This window comes from Nocardioides sp., assembly GCF_035697785.1.
GTDB lineage: Bacteria > Actinomycetota > Actinomycetes > Propionibacteriales > Nocardioidaceae > Nocardioides_B.
This window is the reverse complement of sequence record NZ_DASSCL010000069.1, coordinates 14,940-34,186: the sequence shown is the minus strand read 5'-3', so window position 1 is coordinate 34,186 and position 19,247 is coordinate 14,940. Positions and strand designations below refer to the sequence as shown.

Below are 19,247 nucleotides of genomic sequence, written 5' to 3'. Positions count from 1 at the left end.
ACGAGCAGCGGAAGAGAGGGTCGTGGCGCAGACAGAGATCGGGCCGGGCAGCGTGCTCGCCGGGCGATTCGTGCTCGAGGACCTCCTCGACGAGACCCAGGGCGCCAAGTTCTGGCGCGCCACCGATCGGATCCTGGCCCGCAACGTCGCCGTGCACGTGATCTCCTCCGACGACACCCGCGCCGAGGCGCTCGTCTCGGCGGCCCGCACCTCGGCCACCGTCACCGACGGCCACCTGCTCCGGGTGCTCGACGCGGCCACCGAGGACGGTTACACCTACGTCGTGAACGAGTGGGGCAACGGTGTCTCCCTCGACCGGCTGCTGGCGGAGGGACCGCTCTCGCCGCGCCGGGCCGCCTGGGTGGCCAAGGAGGTGGCCGAGGCGATCTCCACCGCCCACCGACACGGCATCGCACACGGGCGGCTGCTGCCGGAGAACGTCGTCATCACCGAGTCCGGGAGCGTGAAGCTGATCGGCTTCGTCGTCGATGCGGTGCTCAACGGCCGAGAGTCCATCCGGGTGGGCGGCGGCACCCCGCTCGCGGAGCACGAGGCCGACGTCGTCAACCTCGCCGCGCTGCTCTACGCCGGGCTGGTCGCCCGCTGGCCCGGCACCCAGGGCTCGACCGTGCAGGACGCCCCCGTCGACCAGGGCCGGACGATGCGGCCGCGGCAGGTGCGCGCCGGCGTGCCCCGACCACTCGACGCGATCTGCGAGCGGGTGCTGAACCCCGACGGCCGCCAGCACGTGACCCCGATCGAGACGGCACACGAGGTGTACGCCGCCCTCTGCGACTACATCGGCGACCCGAACACCCCGGCGCCGCTCGGTGACCCGCCCAGCCTGCTCGACGACGAGGACTTCGCGGTGCCGACCCTCGCGACGGACGGCGGGCCACCCACGCAGGCCGCACCCGGTCCCACCCCGGCCGGGGACCCCGAGGCCACCCAGGCCGCGCGCCCGAGCTTCGGCGACACCTTCGAGCGGCAGGCCATGGCCGACCTGCGCGACGACACCGAGCGCACCCGCGTCGTACCTCCGCCGCCGGACTTCCACGACCCCGAACCCCGGCCCCTGTTCGCCTCCGAGCAGCCGCGGGCACCCCGGGGCCCGCAGGACCGGCCGCGCAGCACCGGCTTCGGCAGCGGCACCATCCCGAAGGTCTGGGGACCCGACGTCGACGAGACCTCGGGCGGCGGCCCGCGGGAGCACGCGACGTACGTCGACGAGCCGCCCGGCCGCAGCTGGATGCGACTCGCGATCGCGATCGGCGGGGTGATGGTCCTGGTGCTCGCGATCGTCTTCGCCTTCAACCTGGGCCGTGACTCCACGACGCCAGAGGAGGACGCCGCTGCCAGCACCTCCGACGAGCCGTCGCAGGTGGCGCCGCAGGCCCTGGCGCTCGACGCGAGCAACCTCTCCGACTTCGACCCCGAGGGCGACGGTCAGGAGGAGAACCCCGACACGGTCCCCCTCGCCGTCGACGGCAACCCGGCGACCGCGTGGCGCACCAGCACGTACTTCGACCCGCTGAGCCTGCAGAAGTCCGGCGTCGGCCTGATGGTGGACCTCGGCGAGCCGACCGAGGTGTCCGACGTGCGGCTCACCATGATCGGGGCCGGCACCGACCTCGAGCTCAGGGCGGCTCCCGACGCGAGCGCCGCACCGACCTCGCCCGAGCAGATGCGGGTGCTCGCCGAGGAGGCCGGCGCCGGCACCGACGTCACGCTGGCGCCGGACCGGCCGGTCACCACACAGTTCCTGCTGGTCTGGCTCACCGAGCTGCCGGCCGTCGACGGCGGTTTCCGCGGACAGGTCGCGGAGGTCGTCGTCCGCTCGTGAACGAGCCGACCGCCTCCCCGGGCCCGGGCGACGCAGCGGGCCCCGAGGACCGGGCACTGCTCGCCGCCCACGTCGCCGGCGACCCCGACGCGTTCGGCACCCTCTTCGGCCGGCACCGGGACCGGCTCTGGGCCGTCGCGCTGCGCACCACCGGCGACCCCGAGGAGGCCGCCGACGCGCTCCAGGACGCCATGGTCGCCGCCTTCCGTCGCGCCGAGTCCTACCGCGGGGACGCCGCGGTGACCACCTGGCTGCACCGGGTGGTCGTGAACGCCTGCCTCGACCGGCTCCGGCGACGCAAGGTCCGGCTGGCCGAGCCGCTCCCCGACGACCTGGACGACCACGCCGACCGCGGTGCCCTGGTCACCAGCACCCAGGGCACCTCCGGCACCGAGGACCCCGCGGACCGCGCCTTGGCCGCGGAGCGCCGCGCCACGGTGCTGGCGGCCCTCGAGACCCTCCCCGCCGAGCAGCGGTCGGCGCTGGTGCTCGTGGACATGGAGGGCTACTCGGTCGAGGAGACCGCGGCCATCCTCGAGTGCGCCCCCGGGACCGTGAAGAGCCGCTGCTCGCGCGGCCGGGCCCGGCTGGTGCCGCTGCTCGCCGGCCTCGCCCCCGGACCCGACACGCGGAACCGGCCCGGGTCCCCACGCGTCAGATCGGCAACCCCGGATCCGGGTGCCGGTACGCCGGCCGCGGCGAACGCGCCACCGTCCGCCCCGCACGACCCGTCCGCACCCGAGCCCGACCCCGACCAGCCAGACCAGGAGGTGAGCAGCCCGTGACCCCCGAGCAGGAGGAGCAGGTGCGTCGTCTCCTGGGGTCCTTGCCACCGGAGGGCCCGCTGCCGCCCGAGGTGGCCACCCGGCTCGACGCGAGGCTGGCCGACCTAGTGGCCGAGCGGACGTCGGCCGCCGCTCCCGCCTCCGGCGACGAGCTGGCGGCCCGACGCCGGCGCCGGCGGGTCACCACCGGCCTGGTCGCGGCGGCGAGCGTGGCGGTCGTCGGCGTCGCACTCGGCACGATGGCCGACCTGACCGGCAGCGACTCGGACTCCGCGCAGTCGGGTGCGGCCGTGTCCGACTCCGCCGCGGCCGCTCCGGAGAGCGCCCCCGAGGCGGCCCGTGAAGATTCTGCCGGGGACGCTGCCGGGGGAGCCGACGCCGGCACCCTTGCATCGGTGCCCGACGGCGTGCTGCTGCTCGCCGGAGACCGGCAGGACGTCGCCACCGCGAACCTCGACCGCGACGTGGCCCGGGTGGCCGCGCTGGCCCCCGCCCCGTCGTCCCGGGAGGGCGTTACGGGCGACCGGGCCGACTCCGTGGAGCCTGGCGAGGCCCGCAGGCGACTTGCCACGATCGCCCCCTGCGTCGTACCCGCGGCGGAGGCGGGTGACGTCGTGGCCCCTGTCCGGCTCGACGGCGAGCCGGCCACGCTGGTGCTACAGGCTGCGGCAGGTGGGACGCGCGAGGCGCAGATCTACGCCTGTGACGATGCCACCGCACTGCTCGCCGCGACGACCGTTCCGACCCGCTGATCACCGGCCGGCACACGGTCGCCACACGTGTCCCGCGTGGGCGAGCCGGGCATGCTCGGGGAATGACCGGCACCTAGGATCGGTTTGCACCAGTAGCCACTGTTGCTGCGGCCACAGCCCGATCACGCGTCGCATCCACCGCGCACACCGCAACCCGTCTCACCCGCAGGGAGCACCGCCCACCATGTCGTCAGAGTCGTCTGATCTCCGCAACGTCATCATCGTCGGGTCCGGCCCGGCCGGCTACACCGCGGCGGTGTACGCCGCCCGTGCGAACCTCCGGCCGCTCGTCTTCGAGGGTTCGGTCACGGCCGGCGGCGCGCTGATGACCACCACCGACGTGGAGAACTTCCCCGGTTTCCGCGACGGGATCATGGGCCCGGAGCTGATGGACAACATGCGGGCGCAGGCCGAGCGGTTCGGCGCCGAGCTGGTCGCCGACGACATCACCGCGATGGACCTCACTGGCGACGTCAAGGTCGTCAAGGACGGCTCGGGCGCGACCCACGAGGCGCGTGCGGTGATCCTGGCGATGGGCTCGGGCTACCGCAAGCTCGGCCTGCCGGACGAGGAGCGGCTGTCCGGCCACGGCGTGAGCTGGTGCGCCACCTGCGACGGGTTCTTCTTCCGCGAGCAGCACATCGCGGTCGTGGGCGGCGGTGACTCGGCGGTCGAGGAGGCGACGTTCCTGTCGCGCTTCGGCTCCAGGGTGACGCTGATCCACCGCCGCGACGAGCTGCGCGCCTCCGCGATCATGCAGGAGCGCGCGAAGGCCGACCCGAAGATCGAGTTCGCCTGGAACTCCGCCGTCGAGGCGATCCACGGCGACGACAAGCTCACCGGGCTCACCCTGGTCGACACGGTGACCGGCGAGAAGCGCCACCTCGACGCCACCGGACTGTTCATCGCGATCGGCCACGACCCGCGCTCGGAGCTGGTCGTCGGCCAGGTCGACCTCGACGACGAGGGCTACGTGCTCGTCGACCAGCCGTCCACGCGCACCAACCTCGCCGGCGTGTTCGCCTGCGGCGACCTGGTCGACCACCACTACCGGCAGGCGGTCACCGCCGCGGGCACCGGCTGCGCGGCCGCCCTCGACGCGGAGCGCTACCTCGCCGCGCTCGACCACCACGCCTCCACCGCCGGCGACGCCGACGAGACGGCCCACGAGGCCGCCGCCATCGTCGCGCAGGTCCAGACCGCCGGCGCCTGACCCCCGCTCGACCCGTGCAGCGACGGGGAAGAAACGTCCCCGGCCTCGTGTTCACTGCACAGACTTACTCGTCGAAGACAGAACCGAAGGAGATCCAGTGGCCGACATGCAAGCCGTGACCGACGCCGACTTCGAGGCCGAGGTGCTCAAGTCCGACAAGCCCGTGCTCGTCGACTTCTGGGCCGAGTGGTGCGGTCCGTGCCGCCAGGTCGACCCGATCCTCAAGGAGATCAACGAGGCCCACGGGGAGAAGCTCACGTTCGTGAAGATGAACGTCGACGAGAACCCGGTCACCCCGGCGACCTATCGCGTCACCGGCATCCCGACCCTCAACGTCTACCAGAACGGCGAGGTCGTGAAGCAGATCGTCGGCGCCAAGCCCAAGGCCGCGCTGCTCAACGAGCTCAGCGAGTTCATCGGCTGACCCTGTCACGCTGTCGAGACGCCCGGTGCCGCACGGCCCGGGCGTCTCGTCTGTGGGGGCATCGGTGAGCCGCCCGCTCGTCGTCCTGCTTGACGTCAGCGAGTCCGACCGGAACCGTTGACATCCCCGCTGCGTCTGTTTTGAGTAGATGTCCAGCGGGTACGTCGGTCCGATGCCGGCGCCGCGACCGTCGCACACCCACGGCCCCTCAGGAGGCGGCATGACCGAGGCCCACGCCGCCCCGCTCTACCGTCGCGGCGACTCGGGTGCGGCCGTGGCGGAGATCCGGGCACGGCTGGAGAGGTTGGGGCTCGTCGACCACGACGCCGTCCGTCCCGAGGACTTCGACGAGGGCCTGGACCGCGCGGTGCATGCCTTCCAGCAGCAACGCGGCCTCTCCGTCGACGGAATCGTCGGGCCCAACACCTACCGCGCGCTCGAGGAGGCCCGATGGCGACTCGGTGACCGGCTGCTCACCCATGTCCCCGCCGCCGTGCTCTCCGGCGACGACGTGATCGCGCTGCAGCAGCGGCTGCTCGACCTCGGGTTCCAGGTCGGCCGGATCGACGGCCGGTTCGGCCACCAGACCGAGCTCGCGGTGCGGGAGTTCCAGCGCAACGTGGGCGTCCCACCCGACGGCACCTGCGGGCCCGCGACCCTCAAGGCGCTGTCGCGGCTCGCCCCCATCGTGCGCGGCGGCCGGCCCAACGCGATGCGCGCGGAGGAGCGGATCCGCAAGGCCGGACCGCAGCTCACCGGCAAGATCGTCGTGATCGACCCGTGCGTGACCCGGATGCCGCCCGGCCCGATGGCCGACGACGCCGAGGCGATCATCTCCGACCTCGCGAAGCGCGTCGAAGGACGGCTGGTGGCCACCGGCGTGCAGGCGTACCTCACCAAGCTGGCGGGAGCCGAGGAGGCCCCTGAGGTCGAACGGGCCGCCTTCGCCAACCGCACCGACGCCCACCTGTGCATCTCGCTGCAGGTCGACGCCTCCAGCAACGTCGACGCGGCGGGCGTCTCCACGTACTTCTTCGGCATCGACTCCCACGGCGCCTGGTCGTCGGCGGGCGAACGCTTCGCGAGCCTGGTCCAGCGCGAGATCGTCGCCCGCACCGACCTCGTCGACCTCCGCTCACACGCCAAGAACTTCGACCTGCTCCGGCACACCCGGATGCCCGCCGTCCGCATCGACGTCGGCTACCTCACCAACCCCGGCGACGCCGCCCGGCTCGCCGACCCGGCGTTCCGCGACGTCGTCGCCGAGGCAGTGGTCGTCGCCGTCCAGCGCATGTACCTCAGCCCCGAGACCGACACCCGCACCGGCCTGCTCCGCTTCGACGAGCTCCGCGCCGCCCTCCGTTGAGACGCGCCCCGCGGGGTGTTGAGACGCGCGGGACGGGGTGTTGAGACGCGCGGCCCGGGACCTTCAAGCGCGCGCTTGGAGTGACAGGGGTCAGTGGGTGTGCCGTTCCGTGGCGGGCCTCGCCGCACGACCCGGTCGCACCACGCCGAGCAGCTTCTCCAGCGCCGCCTCGACCTCGGTCCTCCACGTCACCGCGGACTTCACCTCGAGGCGCATGCGGGGGTACCGCGCGTGCGCACGCTGGGTCTTGAAGCCGACCCGGAGCAGGTAGTCGGCCGGCAGCACGCAGGAGCGGTGGTCGATCGGCGCCCCGCGCTCGACCCGGGTGTCCCCGAACGCCTCGACCGCCCGGATACCGCCGCGCTTCACCAGGTCGCGGACCACGCTCTGCATCAGCATCCGCCCGATCCCGCCGCCGGCATGCTCCGGCAGCACCAGCGCCGTGGACAGCAGCACGGCATCCTCGCTGATCGGGGCGGTGGGCATGGCTTCGGCGCCGGGCAGGTACGGCGCCGGGGCGTAGGCGACGAACCCGACCGCCACCCCGTCGACGTACGCCACCCGTCCGCAGGAGCCCCACTCGAGGAGCACGCGCGACAGCCACGCCTCCTTCTCGCTGATCGCGTCTCCGGAGTCGATCGCGCGCTGGCGGCGCACCGGGTCGAGCTCCCAGTAGACGCACGAGCGCACGTCGTCCGGCAGATCCGCGAGCGTGTCCAGGGTGAGCCGGGCGAGCCGACGGCCCGATCGAGTGACGGCGAGTCCCATGTCGTGACCCCTGTTCGGTGAGAACGCGGAGGATGCTTCATCCTAGAACCGCCTGCAAGGAGTGGTGATGTCCAGCGAGATCAGCCGATCGGGGTCGGGTCGCACCCGGCTCGACAGCTACGTCGACCGGTACGCCGCGCGCACCAACGGCATGACCGCCTCCGAGATCCGGGCGCTGTTCTCGGTTGCCAGCCGGCCCGAGGTCGTCTCGCTCGCGGGCGGGATGCCCAACATCTCCGGTCTCCCCCTCGACGTGGTCGGCCGCGCGATCCACGACCTGGTGCAGCGCAACGGCACCGTCGCGATGCAGTACGGCTCCGGCCAGGGCGACCCCACCCTCCGCGAGCAGATCTGCGACGTGATGCGGCTCGAGGGCATCGAGGCGCACCCCGACGACGTGGTGGTGACGGTCGGCTCCCAGCAGGCCGTCGACCTCGTCACCAGGATCTTCTGCGACCCCGGGGACGTGGTGATCTGCGAGGCGCCGTCGTACGTCGGGGCGCTGGGGGTGTTCCGCGCCTACGAGTGCGACGTGGTGCACGTCGCCATGGACGCCGACGGCCTCGTGCCGGCGGCGCTGCGCGACGCGATCGCGACGTGCCGAGCGCAGGGCCGGAGGATCAAGTTCCTCTACACGATCCCGAACTACCACAACCCGGCCGGCGTGACGCTGACCGCCGAGCGACGCACGGAGATCCTGGAGATCTGTCGCGAGGCCGACGTGCTGGTGCTGGAGGACAACCCCTACGGCCTGCTCGGCTTCGACGACCAGCCGATCCCCGCCCTGCGAGCCGACGAGGCCGACGGGGTGATCTACCTCGGGTCGTTCTCCAAGACGTTCGCGCCCGGGTTCCGGGTCGGCTGGGTGCTGGCGCCGCACGCCGTCCGGGAGAAGCTCGTGCTGGCCCAGGAGTCGGCGACGCTGTGCCCGCCGGCGTTCTCCCAGCTGGCCGTCTCGACGTACCTCACCAGCCACGACTGGCTCGGCCAGATCAAGCAGTTCCGCGAGATGTACCGAGAGCGCCGCGACGCGATGGTCGAGGCGCTCGACGACCTGATGCCCGCGACCGCGCGCTGGAACGTCCCCAACGGCGGCTTCTACGTCTGGCTCACGCTCCCCGAGGGCCTCGACGCCAAGGCGATGCTGCCGCGCGCGGTGACGGCCCGGGTGGCCTACGTCCCGGGCACCGCGTTCTTCGCCGACGGCTTCGGGGCGCAGAGCATGCGGCTGTCCTACTGCTACCCCACGCCGGAGCGGATCCGGGAGGGGGTACGCCGGCTCACCGGCGTGATCGACGACGAGCTGGAGCTGCGCGAGACCTTCGGCGCGACCGCGCGCGGCGTGCACCGGGGCTACGAGTCACCCAACAGCGACCTCAGCTAGGAGACGGATGGTTTCGACGGGCTCAACCACCGGGGCAGGCGGATCGACCACCGGGGCAGGCGGATCGACCACGGGGGCAGGCGGATCGACCACGGGAGCGCTGCGCGTGCTGGTGCTCGCCGGCGGGCTGTCCCACGAGCGGGACGTCTCGTTGCGCTCGGGTCGCCGGGTGGCCGAGGCGTTGCGCGACGTCGGGCTCGAGGTCGACGAGCGCGATGTCGACGCGCACCTGCTGTCGTGGCTGCGTGAGCACCGGCCCAACTGCGTCGTACCCCTGCTGCACGGCGAGACCGGGGAGGACGGTGCGCTGCGCGAGATCCTCGAGCTGGTCGGGGTGCCGTACGTCGGAGCCGGCCCGGCCGCCTCCCGGGTCGCGTTCGACAAGCCCGTCGCCAAGGTGGTCGCCGCCCGCGCCGGGCTGCACACGCCCCGGTCGGTGACCCTGCCGGCGGAGACGTTCCGCGAGCTCGGCGCCGCGGCGGTGATGGAGGCCCTCGTCGACTCGGTCGGCCTGCCTTTGATCGTTAAGCCGGCCAAGGGCGGCTCCGCCCTCGGCTGCACGGTCGTGCGCGACGCTTCCGGGCTGCCGGGCGCGATGGTCGACGCGTTCGCCTACGGCGACACCGCGCTGGTCGAGCGACTGGTCGAGGGCGACGAGGTGGCCGTGCCGGTCGTCGACACCGGCGAGGGCCCGCGCGCCCTGCCCGCGGTGGGCATCCTGCCCGACGGGGGCGTCTACGACTACTCCGCGCGCTACACCGCGGGCAGCACCGAGTTCGTGGTACCGGCCAAGCTCGACGACGACCTCGCCGCCGAGTGCGCGCGGGTCGCCGTGGCCGCCCACGAGGCGCTGGGACTGCGGCACCTGTCCCGCTCGGACCTCATCGTCGACGCCGACGGCCGGGTCTGGTTCCTCGAGGTCAACGTCGCGCCCGGCCTCACCGAGACCTCGACCGTGCCGCTCGCCGTCCAGGCCGCCGGGCTGGAGCTCGGGGGGCTGATCGCGGACCTGGTCCATGCCGCGATCGGGCCGCTCGACCAGCCGGCCGGCTGACTGGGAGGATCGGGACGTGCGCGACCTCACCTACCCGCCCGTGATCGCGGCGGCCAAGCTGGCCTTCCGGGCCCTCGGCCTCCGCTTCGTCATGACCGGCACCGACAACATCCCGCGCACCGGCGGCGCGCTGCTGGCCTTCAACCACATCTCCTACGTCGACTTCGTGCTCGGCGGGTACGCCGCCCAGCCGTCCAAGCGCCTGGTGCGCTTCATGGCCAAGCGCGAGCTGTTCGACCACAAGATCGCCGGGCCGTTGATGCGCTCCCTGCACCACATCAACGTCGACCGGGCCGACGGCCTCGCGTCCTACGACGAGGGCGTGCGCTACCTGCGCGACGGTGAGATCGTCGGGATCTTCCCCGAGGCGACCATCTCCCGCTCCTTGGAGATCAAGGAGATCAAGTCCGGTGCGACCCGGTTGGCGGCCGAGGCCGGTGTCCCGCTGATCCCGGTGATCCTTTGGGGCACCCAACGCCTCATGACCAAGGACCACCCCCGCGACCTCAGCCGCGGCAAGACGATCGCCATCCACGTGGGGACCCCGCTGCACCCCACCGGTTCGGAGCCGGTCGCGGAGACCGCGCAGCTGCGGTCCGAGATGTCCCGGATGCTCGACGAGGCGATCCGCGCCTACCCCGAGGAGGAGCAGCCCCCCGGCTGCTGGTGGCTACCCGCGTCGTACGGCGGGAGCGCCCCCACGCCCGAGGAGGCCAAGCGTCTCGACCGGGAGGAGCAGCGCCGCCGTGCCCGGGAGCGGGCGGCGAAGCGGGCCTCGAAGTCCTGACCTCGGTCCGACGAGCGTTCCGCTGTCGGTGAACCGGTCTGGCGCTCCCGGGAGGGCCCGTGCTCTGCTGACCCGGTGAACGCGAGCGACACCTCATCAGCCCCTTTGGACATCCTGGTGCTCGGTGGCACCTCCTGGCTCGGCGGGGCTGTCGCCCGGCACGCGCTGGCCCGCGGTCATGCCGTCACCTGCCTCGCGCGCGGCGACTCCGGCGCGGTGCCTGACGGTGCGAAGCACGTGGTCGCCGACCGTGACGACGCGGCGACCGCCTATCGAGAGGTGGCGGACCGCCGCTGGGACGCGGTCGTCGACCTGGCCCGGCAGCCGCTGCACGTCCGCGGCGCGCTCGACGCACTGGCTCCCTCCGCCGGGCACTGGGTGTTCGTCTCCACCTGCAGCGTCTACGCCGACGACAGCGAGCAGGGTGCGGACGAGTCGGCCGCCCTCCACGAGCCGTGGCTGGGCGACGGGCTCGCCCCCGCCGAGGCCTACGGCCCCGCGAAGGTGGCCTGCGAGCAGGCGGTCCTCGACGCCGCCCCCGACGCCCTCGTCGCGCGGGCCGGGCTGATCGTGGGGTATGGCGACCGCAGCGACCGGTTCGGCTACTGGCCGGCCCGGCTCGCCCGCGCCGAGGCCGGCGACCGGGTCCTCGCGCCGCCGAGCGACCAGCCGCTGCAGGTCGTCGACGTCGAGGACCTGGCCGGCTGGCTGGTCCGCAGCGCGGAGGAGCGGACGGGAGGCATCGTGAACGCGATCGGGATCGAGCACAACATCGGCGCCCTGATCGACCTCTGTGCCCTGGAGGCCGGCCACCCCGTCGACGTGGTGGCCGTGGACGACGCCTGGTTGCAGGCGCAGTCGGTCGAGCCGTGGATGGGGCCGGACTCGCTGCCGCTGTGGCTCCCCCGCCCGGAGTACGCCGGGTTCATGGCCCGCTCCAACGCCGCGGCCCGGGTCGCGGGCCTGACGTTCCGGCCGCTCGCCGACTCGGTCCGCGCCGCCTTGGCATGGGAGCGCGAGTGCGGCCTGGACCGGGACCGCCGCGCGGGGCTGTCCCCCGAGCGGGAGCGGGAGCTGCTCGCCGCCCTCCCCGGCTAGTCGATCTGTCGATTTGTCGACAAATCACCAAGTCGGTAAATCGACCTATGCCTGAGTCGATCCCTCGACGGGCCGGTCGGCGCCCGGGTCCATGATCGCGACGATCCGCTCGAGATCCGGGATCGAGGCGAACTCGACGGTGATCTTGCCCTTGGAGCGGCCGAGGTCGACCTTGACCCGGGTCTCGAGCCGGTCGGAGAGCCGCTCGGCCAGGTCCGCGAGTCCCGGGGCGGTGGGCTTGCTGCGGCGTACCGCGGGGCGGGCGCCCGACCCCAGGTCGCCAACGGTGACGATCTCCTCCAGGCCGCGCACCGAGATCCCCTCGGCCACCACGCGCCCGGCCAGCCGGTCCTGGATGTCGGCGTTGTCGACCGCGAGCAGGGCCCGGGCGTGGCCCGCCGAGAGCACGCCGGCGGCGACCCGCCGCTGCACGGCCGGGGACAGCTTCAGCAGCCGGAGCGTGTTGCTGATCTGCGGGCGGCTGCGCCCGATCCGCCCGGCCAGCTCCTCGTGCGTGCAGCCGAAGTCGTCGAGAAGCTGCTGGTAGGCGGCCGCCTCCTCCAGCGGGTTGAGCTCCGAACGGTGCAGGTTCTCCAGCAGCGCGTCCCGGAGCAGCGCGTCGTCGCCGGTCTCCCGTACGATCGCGGGGATCACCTCTAGGCCGGCCTGCTGGGTGGCGCGCCAGCGGCGCTCGCCCATGATCAGCTCGTAGCGCGGCTCGTCCGGAGAGCCCACCGGTCGCACGACGACAGGCTGCAGCAGGCCGACCTCCTGCACCGAGTGGACCAGCTCGGCCATCGCCTCCTCGTCGAAGACCTGCCGGGGCTGCCGCGGGTTCGGGGCGATCGCGGTCACCGGGAGCTCGGCGAAGTACGCGCCGTCGACCGGCCGCAGCGTCTCCCCCGTCTGCAACCCGGCCTCGGCGGCGGGGCCGCTGCCGTTGTGGTTCGACCCCGGCTCGTGCGCGCCGGGGTCGGCGGCGACCGGGACGTCCCCGGTGCCCGGCACGCCGGTGCCGTCCGCGTGGCCGTCGGCTCCCGGAGTCCCCTCCGGACGCGGTGCGGTCGGGATCAGCGAGCCCAGCCCGCGGCCGAGCCCGCGTCGGGTCTGGTGCTTCTGGGTCATCGGGGTCCTCCTGCGGTCACCTTCATGGCCATCTCACGGGATGCTTCGAGGTAGCTGAGCGCTCCGGGCGAACCCGGGTCGTAGGTGATCACGGTCTGCCCGTAGCTCGGCGCCTCGGAGATCCGCACCGAGCGGGGGATGGCGGTGCGCAGCACCTGGTCACCGAAGTGCCCGCGCACCTCCTCCGCGACGCCGGCGGACAGCCGGGTGCGCGCGTCGTACATCGTGAGCATGATCGTGGAGACCTCGAGGCCGGGGTTCAGGTGCGCCTTCACCATCTCCACCGTCTCCAGGAGCTGGCCAAGACCCTCGAGCGCGTAGTACTCGGCCTGGATCGGGATCAGCATCTCGTCGCCGGCGACCAGGGCGTTCAGGGTGAGCAACCCGAGCGACGGCGGGCAGTCGATGAGCACGTAGTCGAACCTGTCCTCGTCGCCGTCGCCGCCGGTCCGGTCGGGGCGGATCTGCGGGTGCGCGAGCAGGGCCTTCCGGAGCCGGCTCTCCCGGGCCACCATGCTGACCAGCTCGATCTCGGCGCCGGCCAGGTCGATGGTCGCCGGCACCACGAAGAGGCCGTCGATCTCCGGGCTCGGCGTCACGATGTCCACCAGTGGCGCGGAGTCGACCATCGCGTCGTACGTGGACGGGATCCCCCGGTGGTGCTCGATGGCCAGCGCCGTGGAGGCGTTTCCCTGCGGGTCCAGGTCGACGACCAGCACGCGCAGACCTCCCTGGGCCAGCGACGCGGCCACGTTGACCGTGGTCGTGGTCTTGCCGACGCCGCCCTTCTGGTTGGCGACCACCATCACCCGGGTGTGATCCGGGCGGGGCAGCGGACCGCGCAGCCGGAGCCCCTCGCGGACCAGGATGTCCTGCTCGACCGACCGGGCGAGCGGCGTCGAGCCGTCGTCGACGTCCGCCACCACCCGGGCAACATCACCGGCCGTGCGGTAGGCCACCGGTCCGGGAGCCGGGTGTGGTCCGAAGCGGGAGGGGGTGGACACCGGCGACTCCTCGGGTACGGCGAGCGGCGACTCTGTTTCACGTGAAACCGGATCTGCAGGCGTTTCACGTGAAACGCCCGGATCCGTGCCGGTTGATGCCTGTGGACCAGGCTGTGGATTCTGTGGGTATCCCGGCCATCCGAGCGCAGCAGGCTGGTCCGGGACCTCGGGATCGGACTCCGACGGCGACGGCCAGCCCAGACCGGGGAGCGTCCGAGACGATCGGGTCACGACGGGGGGCCTTTCTTACGCGAGCGCGGCCGACGGGACCGGTTCGAACCAGTCGAGCCGGGGCCGGCCGACCCACGAGACGTTGAAGGGTTCCAACGTAGACGGGACGGTCGGGTGGCTTCCACTCGCACCACCGTGGTCGGTGGATCAATCCGTCCGATCCCCAGGCTGAGCACCTCGACGACGCCCGCACCGAGTCGCTGCAGGGTCGTCCTGGCGGCGTCGATCTCCTCGTGCGCCGAGGATCCCTTCATCGCCACCAGGTGCCCGCCCTCGCGCACCAGCGGCATCGACCAATCAGCGAGCCGGCCGAGGGGCGCGACCGCGCGCGAGGTGACGACCGTGAACTCCCGGGTGCCGTGCAGCTCCTCGGCCCGGCCACGCACCACCTCCACGTTGTCGAGACCGAGGGCGTCGACCGCCTCGTCCAGGAAGGTGGTACGCCGGAGCAGCGGCTCCACCAGGCACACCTCGAGGTCGGGCCGAGCCAGCGCGAGCACCAACCCGGGGAGTCCGGCGCCACTGCCGATGTCGCAGACCGTCACGCCCGACGGGATCGCCTCGCCGAGCACGGCGCAGTTCATGAGGTGCCGCTCCCACAACCGGGGCGTCTCGCGGGGTCCGATCAGCCCTCGGATCACGCCGTCGTGGGCGAGCAGCTCCGCGAACCGCTCCGCCAGCGGGAGCGCGGCAGAGAAAACCCCCCGCGCCTCGGCCGGAGCCGGCGGCGCGGGGGGTGTTTCACGTGAAACAGGGTCACGTGTCGGGTCACTCAACGGGGCAGCACCACGACGTACCGCCGCGGCTCCTCACCCTCGGACTCAGAGCCCAGGCCGGCGTCCGCGACCGCATCGTGCACCACCTTGCGCTCGAACGGGGACATCGGCTGCAGGGACACCCGCTCGCCGGTCTCCTTCACCTGGGCCACCGTCTCGGCCGCCAGCTTCTCCAGTCGGGCCCGCTTGTCGGCTCGGTGGCCCCCGATGTCCAGCATCAGGCGGGACCGCTCACCGGTCTCGCGGTAGACCGCGAGCCTGGTCAGCTCCTGCAGCGCCTCCAGCACCTCACCGTCGCGCCCGACCAGCTGGGACAGGTCGCCACCGACGATCGACACCGACGCACGGTCACCCTCGACGTCCATGTCCAGATCGCCGTCGAGGTCGGCGATGTCCAGCAGCTCCTCGAGGTAGTCGGCGGCGATGTCGCCCTCGTTCTCGAGCTGCTGCTGCCGGTCGGGGGCGTCCTCGCTGTCCGGGCCGCTGTCCGGGCCGGTGTCCGAGCCGGCTTCCGGCTCGACGTCCGGCGTGGGGTCCTGCCCGGTCTCGTCGGGGTCGTTGTCGAGATTCCCGTCGCTGATCTGCGCTTCGGCGGCCTGGTCGCTCACGGCGTCCTCCTGGTTGGTCGTGCGGGTCTGTCGGCGTTCGGCAGCGGGCTACGCACTGGCCGAGCCGGGCTCGGTGTCATCGCCGGTCTCACGGGACTCGGGCCGTGGCTTGGGGGCCGGGCCCTTCTTCTTCCGCTGACTGCGGGACTGCTTCTTGGGCTGCTGCCGAGGCGGAGCAGGCGGGGCGGGCGGCTCCACGGCCTCGGCCGGCTTGGTCTCCTCGAGCGGGACGCCCTTGCGCTCGGCGCGGCGCTGGGCCTTGCGGGCGTCGCGCTCCTCCTTGGCCTTGAGCGCCGGAGTGCCGGGAGCCGGGTTGTTCCGGATCACGTAGAACTGCTGGCACATGGTCCACAGGTTCGAGGTGGTCCAGTAGAAGAGCACACCGATCGGGAACGCGATGCCGCCGACCGCGAAGACCAGCGGCAGGACGTAAAGCAGCATCTTCTGCTGCTGGGCGTAAGGACCGGTCAGCGCGTCGGCCGGCATGTTCTTGCTCATCAGCTGGCGCTGGGTGAGGAAGGTGGTCGCGGTCATCGCGATCACCAGGACCGCCGCCAGGACGCGGACGCTCAGGTCGTCGGTGGACAGGAAGGTGTCGGAGATCTTCGCACCCAGGAACACCGCGTCGCCGAACTGCTCGTTCAGCTGCTCGGTCATGAACCCCTTGGGCTCGTCCGGGTTCTTCGCCGCCTGGTCGATCAGCCGGAACAGCGCCAGGAAGATCGGCATCTGCACCAGGATCGGGAGGCAGGACGCGAACGGGTTGGTCCCGGTGTCCTTGTAGAGCTTCATCGTCTCCTGGGTGAGACGTTCCCGGTCGTGGCCGTACTTCTTCTGCAGCTCCTTGACCTTCGGCTGGATGAGCTGCATGTTCCGGCTGGACTTGATCTGCTTGACGAACAGCGGGATCAGCGCGGCACGGATCACAAGGGTCAGGCCGATGATCGACAGCACCCAGGCGATGCCGGTGGCCGGGCCGAAGATGTCACCGAAGAGCCGGTGGAACGCCAGCAGCACGAAGGACGTCGCGTAGTAGAGCGGCGTCATGATGAGGCTGCCCAGCTGGACGAAGAAGTCGATCACTCAGGCTCCTGAGGACTGGTGGGAGGTGCTGCTCGGGTCGATCGAGCCCGGGGCAGCGGGAACGGGGTCGTAGCCGCCTGCCGCCCAAGGATGACAGCGGGCGAGACGACGTACGGCGAGCCAGCTGCCGCGCACGCTGCCGTGCACCGTCACCGCCTCGAGCGCGTACGCCGAGCAGGACGGGTGGTAGCGGCACACCTGGCCGTAGAGCGGGCTGATCAGCAGCCGGTACAGGCGGAGGAGCCCGATCAGGACGTACTTCACCGAGTGCCCCTTGCGGCGGACCGCTGCCGCACCCGGCCGAGCGCCCGGTCGAGCGCCCGGTCGAGCGCACGGTCGAGATCGGCCCCGAGCTCGGCCGACGAGGCGGTCGCGGCCGCCGGGAGGGCGCGGACCACGAGCACGGCGGAGCCCGGCAGCGACGTGAGTCGCTCCCGGGCGAGGTGTCGAAGCCGGCGCTTCACCTGGTTGCGTACGACCGCTCCGCCGACCGCCTTGCTGACGACGAAGCCCACGACGGGCTGCACCGGGTCGGCCGATGCTCCGGACGGCGCCGGGGCGGCGAGGTGGACGACGAGCGTCCGGGTGCCGGCCCGCTCTCCGTGTCGGATCGTGGGGGCGTAGAGCCGGCTCGAGGTGAGCCGGTGTGCCCGCGTCAGCACCGGTCGACGGGAACGGTCAGACCGAGATGCTCTTGCGACCCTTGCGGCGGCGCGACGAGAGAATCGCGCGGCCCGCACGGGTGCGCATCCGCAGGCGGAAGCCGTGCACCTTGTGGCGGCGACGGTTGTTCGGCTGGTACGTGCGCTTGCTCACGAGCTTGTCTCCGGTGTGTCGGGAGTGGTCAGGTCTGCGGTGCCGGGCTACATTCGCCCCGCTCGGTCGAGCCGGCGTGTTCGACCCACACCGCGCACCCGCGAGAGGCGCCTGGCAACCCGGTCGCCGTGACGGCGTGGGCTGGCGGGACGTGGGCATGCGGCACCGGTCGACTCCGGTTCGACCTCCCAACGGTACGGGGGCCGCCGAACGGGGTCAAACCGAGCGCGTCGCCCCCGGTCCATGCATCCTGCGGAACCTGTGGACAACCGCTTGATCCACAGGCATCGCCCTTGTTAGCGTGCGGCGTTCCCGAGTTCCCCACGGTGGACGCCCTTCCGGTTCCGAGCCGCTCGACCCAGTCGTCGACGGATCTTCGAAAAACCGTCTGTGACCTGGTCGAACCACGGTAGAACAGGGCGTTCTGACCGGCCTCGGCCCGGTGCCGCACTCACGCTGGCTCCGGATGCACAACCTGTGGACAAAGGTGTGGACCGCACGAGGAATCGATTGGGGAGGACCCCGCGTGGACGACAACACCGCCGGCAGTTCCGGCACTGGCAGCCCGAGCGACGGATCGGACGAGAGCCAGACCAGCAGCACGCCGGCGGCCGATCTCGGGACCGTGTGGCGCACGCTGATCGACGACCTGCCGCCCAGCCAGCGCGCCTGGCTCACCGCGAGCAGCCCCGTCACCCTGCACGAGCACACCGCGATCATCGCGGTCGCCGACGAGTTCACCCGCAACCAGCTCGAGGGCCGGCTGCGCACCCGGCTCGAGGACGCGCTCGGCAACGCCTTCGGCACCCAGGTGCGGATCGCGGTCACCGTGGACCCCGAGCTCGAGGGCTCCGCCGCTCCCGTCGGTACGTCGGCCGGAGACCACTCGGTCGGCCACCTGGGTCAGCCGCGGTCCGGCGACGGGGCGATCGACCAGCACCCGTCGATCAATCCATCCATCGACTTGTCGACAAATCCACTCGACGTACCGACGCCGCTCGTCTCGTCCCCCGGCGGGAAGTCCGGCGGCACCGCCCTGGAGACCCGGCTCAACCCCAAGTACATCTTCGAGACGTTCGTCATCGGCTCGTCCAACCGGTTCGCGCACGCCGCGGCGGTCGCGGTCGCCGAGGCACCCGGCAAGGCCTACAACCCGCTGCTGATCTACGGAGACTCGGGACTGGGCAAGACCCACCTGCTGCACGCGATCGGGCACTACGTCCGCAGCCTGTTCAACGGCGCCCGGGTCCGCTACGTCAGCTCGGAGGAGTTCACCAACGAGTTCATCAACGCGATCCGCGACGACAAGGCGGCGATGTTCCAGCGCCGCTACCGCGACGTCGATGTGCTGCTGATCGACGACATCCAGTTCCTCGAGGGGAAGATCCAGACGCAGGAGGAGTTCTTCCACACGTTCAACACCCTCCACAACGCCAACAAGCAGATCGTGATCACCTCCGACCGCGCACCCAAGCGGCTCGAGGCGCTCGAGGACCGGCTGCGCAACCGGTTCGAGTGGGGCCTGATCACCGACGTCCAGCCGCCGGACCTTGAGACCCGTATCGCGATCCTCCGCAAGAAGGCCGCGACCGAGCGCATGACCGCGCCGCCGGACGTGCTGGAGTTCATCGCCAGCAAGATCCAGACCAACATCCGCGAGCTCGAGGGTGCGCTGATCCGGGTCACCGCGTTCGCCAGCCTCAACCGGCAGCCGGTCGACCTGACGCTCGCCGAGATCGTGCTCAAGGACCTGATCCCCGAGGGCGGGGAGCCGGAGATCAGCGCGGCGCTGATCATCGCCCAGACCGCGGCGTACTTCGGGCTCTCCATCGACGACCTGTGCGGGTCGAGCCGAAGCCGGGTGCTGGTCACCGGTCGGCAGATCGCGATGTACCTGTGCCGCGAGCTCACCGACCTCTCCCTGCCGAAGATCGGTCAGCAGTTCGGCGGTCGCGACCACACCACCGTGATGCACGCCGACAAGAAGATCCGCCAGCTCCTCGCGGAGCGTCGGTCGGTCTACAACCAGGTCACCGAGCTCACCAACCGGATCAAGCAGCAGGCCCGCCAGTCGTGACCGAGCCGGCGCGATCGTCCGCGCGCCTGGGGAGCACGGTGTGCAGTCTTGTC

At 72.0% G+C, this 19,247-nt stretch carries 20 protein-coding genes; 11 read left to right on the top strand and 9 right to left on the bottom strand.

Annotation, left to right across the window (positions count from 1 at the left end):
* Positions 1 to 22 precede the first annotated feature (22 nt).
* The 6 genes from VFH10_RS07360 to VFH10_RS07335 all read left to right on the top strand — a co-directional run bounded on the left by VFH10_RS07360 (position 23) and on the right by VFH10_RS07335 (position 6,383).
* Positions 23 to 1,843, top strand: a complete 1,821-nt coding sequence (locus VFH10_RS07360; RefSeq protein WP_325127451.1) for a protein kinase family protein — start codon at positions 23 to 25, stop codon at positions 1,841 to 1,843.
* Complete coding sequence (gene sigM / locus VFH10_RS07355; protein WP_325127449.1) at positions 1,840 to 2,628, top strand: RNA polymerase sigma factor SigM; 789 nt, start codon at positions 1,840 to 1,842, stop codon at positions 2,626 to 2,628. Before VFH10_RS07360 ends, sigM begins: the two co-directional genes overlap by 4 nt.
* Positions 2,625 to 3,380: a hypothetical protein gene (locus VFH10_RS07350; protein ID WP_325127447.1), complete on the top strand. Its 756-nt coding sequence runs from the start codon at positions 2,625 to 2,627 to the stop codon at positions 3,378 to 3,380. The genes sigM and VFH10_RS07350 overlap by 4 nt, the downstream gene beginning before the upstream one ends.
* A gap of 184 nt (positions 3,381 to 3,564) precedes the next feature.
* Entirely contained in the window at positions 3,565 to 4,593 is a 1,029-nt protein-coding gene (gene trxB, locus VFH10_RS07345; protein ID WP_325127445.1) for a thioredoxin-disulfide reductase, read from the top strand.
* 106 nt (positions 4,594 to 4,699) lie between these two features.
* The gene (gene trxA, locus VFH10_RS07340) at positions 4,700 to 5,017 is read left to right on the top strand and encodes a thioredoxin (protein WP_414689846.1); all 318 of its coding nucleotides are present in this window, start codon (positions 4,700 to 4,702) and stop codon (positions 5,015 to 5,017) included.
* 220 nt (positions 5,018 to 5,237) lie between these two features.
* A complete protein-coding gene (locus VFH10_RS07335; protein ID WP_325127441.1) occupies positions 5,238 to 6,383 on the top strand; it encodes a peptidoglycan-binding protein in 1,146 nt (381 codons plus the stop codon).
* A gap of 90 nt (positions 6,384 to 6,473) precedes the next feature.
* Here the strand turns inward: VFH10_RS07335 and VFH10_RS07330 are convergent, their stop codons facing one another.
* Positions 6,474 to 7,151: a GNAT family N-acetyltransferase gene (locus VFH10_RS07330; protein ID WP_325127439.1), complete on the bottom strand. Its 678-nt coding sequence runs from the start codon at positions 7,149 to 7,151 to the stop codon at positions 6,474 to 6,476.
* A gap of 67 nt (positions 7,152 to 7,218) precedes the next feature.
* Here VFH10_RS07330 and VFH10_RS07325 point away from each other — a divergent pair, with 67 nt between their 5' ends.
* From VFH10_RS07325 to VFH10_RS07310, 4 genes are all read left to right on the top strand, one after another.
* Positions 7,219 to 8,535 carry a PLP-dependent aminotransferase family protein gene (locus tag VFH10_RS07325; protein WP_325127437.1) on the top strand — a complete coding sequence of 439 codons (1,317 nt, stop codon included), beginning with the start codon at positions 7,219 to 7,221 and terminating at the stop codon, positions 8,533 to 8,535.
* Between the two features lie 100 nt (positions 8,536 to 8,635).
* Positions 8,636 to 9,589 (top strand): D-alanine--D-alanine ligase, encoded by a 954-nt coding sequence (locus VFH10_RS07320; RefSeq protein WP_325127470.1) that lies wholly within the window; start codon positions 8,636 to 8,638, stop codon positions 9,587 to 9,589.
* A 16-nt stretch (positions 9,590 to 9,605) separates the two neighbouring features.
* Positions 9,606 to 10,376: a lysophospholipid acyltransferase family protein gene (locus tag VFH10_RS07315; protein WP_325127435.1), complete on the top strand. Its 771-nt coding sequence runs from the start codon at positions 9,606 to 9,608 to the stop codon at positions 10,374 to 10,376.
* A 75-nt stretch (positions 10,377 to 10,451) separates the two neighbouring features.
* Complete coding sequence (locus VFH10_RS07310; RefSeq protein WP_325127433.1) at positions 10,452 to 11,474, top strand: NAD-dependent epimerase/dehydratase family protein; 1,023 nt, start codon at positions 10,452 to 10,454, stop codon at positions 11,472 to 11,474.
* A 45-nt stretch (positions 11,475 to 11,519) separates the two neighbouring features.
* Here the strand turns inward: VFH10_RS07310 and VFH10_RS07305 are convergent, their stop codons facing one another.
* The 8 genes from VFH10_RS07305 to rpmH all read right to left on the bottom strand — a co-directional run bounded on the left by VFH10_RS07305 (position 11,520) and on the right by rpmH (position 17,117).
* Positions 11,520 to 12,599, bottom strand: a complete 1,080-nt coding sequence (locus VFH10_RS07305) for a ParB/RepB/Spo0J family partition protein (RefSeq protein ID WP_325127432.1) — start codon at positions 12,597 to 12,599, stop codon at positions 11,520 to 11,522.
* The gene (locus VFH10_RS07300) at positions 12,596 to 13,603 is read right to left on the bottom strand and encodes a ParA family protein (RefSeq protein ID WP_325127430.1); all 1,008 of its coding nucleotides are present in this window, start codon (positions 13,601 to 13,603) and stop codon (positions 12,596 to 12,598) included. The genes VFH10_RS07305 and VFH10_RS07300 overlap by 4 nt, the downstream gene beginning before the upstream one ends.
* A gap of 227 nt (positions 13,604 to 13,830) precedes the next feature.
* Positions 13,831 to 14,514, bottom strand: coding sequence for a 16S rRNA (guanine(527)-N(7))-methyltransferase RsmG (gene rsmG / locus VFH10_RS07295; RefSeq protein ID WP_325127469.1), 684 nt, complete (start codon positions 14,512 to 14,514; stop codon positions 13,831 to 13,833).
* 92 nt (positions 14,515 to 14,606) lie between these two features.
* Positions 14,607 to 15,218: a protein jag gene (locus tag VFH10_RS07290; RefSeq protein ID WP_325127428.1), complete on the bottom strand. Its 612-nt coding sequence runs from the start codon at positions 15,216 to 15,218 to the stop codon at positions 14,607 to 14,609.
* A gap of 48 nt (positions 15,219 to 15,266) precedes the next feature.
* Positions 15,267 to 16,265, bottom strand: a complete 999-nt coding sequence (gene yidC, locus VFH10_RS07285; RefSeq protein WP_414689845.1) for a membrane protein insertase YidC — start codon at positions 16,263 to 16,265, stop codon at positions 15,267 to 15,269.
* Positions 16,266 to 16,301: 36 nt separating this feature from the next.
* Positions 16,302 to 16,565: a membrane protein insertion efficiency factor YidD gene (gene yidD, locus VFH10_RS07280; RefSeq protein WP_325127424.1), complete on the bottom strand. Its 264-nt coding sequence runs from the start codon at positions 16,563 to 16,565 to the stop codon at positions 16,302 to 16,304.
* Complete coding sequence (gene rnpA / locus VFH10_RS07275; protein ID WP_325127422.1) at positions 16,562 to 16,963, bottom strand: ribonuclease P protein component; 402 nt, start codon at positions 16,961 to 16,963, stop codon at positions 16,562 to 16,564. The genes yidD and rnpA overlap by 4 nt, the downstream gene beginning before the upstream one ends.
* Before the next feature lie 16 nt (positions 16,964 to 16,979).
* A complete protein-coding gene (gene rpmH / locus VFH10_RS07270) occupies positions 16,980 to 17,117 on the bottom strand; it encodes a 50S ribosomal protein L34 (protein WP_068107494.1) in 138 nt (45 codons plus the stop codon).
* Positions 17,118 to 17,742: 625 nt separating this feature from the next.
* Between rpmH and dnaA the strand changes: the two genes are divergently transcribed.
* The gene (dnaA, locus tag VFH10_RS07265) at positions 17,743 to 19,194 is read left to right on the top strand and encodes a chromosomal replication initiator protein DnaA (RefSeq protein ID WP_325127468.1); all 1,452 of its coding nucleotides are present in this window, start codon (positions 17,743 to 17,745) and stop codon (positions 19,192 to 19,194) included.
* The last annotated feature ends 53 nt before the right edge of the window (positions 19,195 to 19,247 follow it).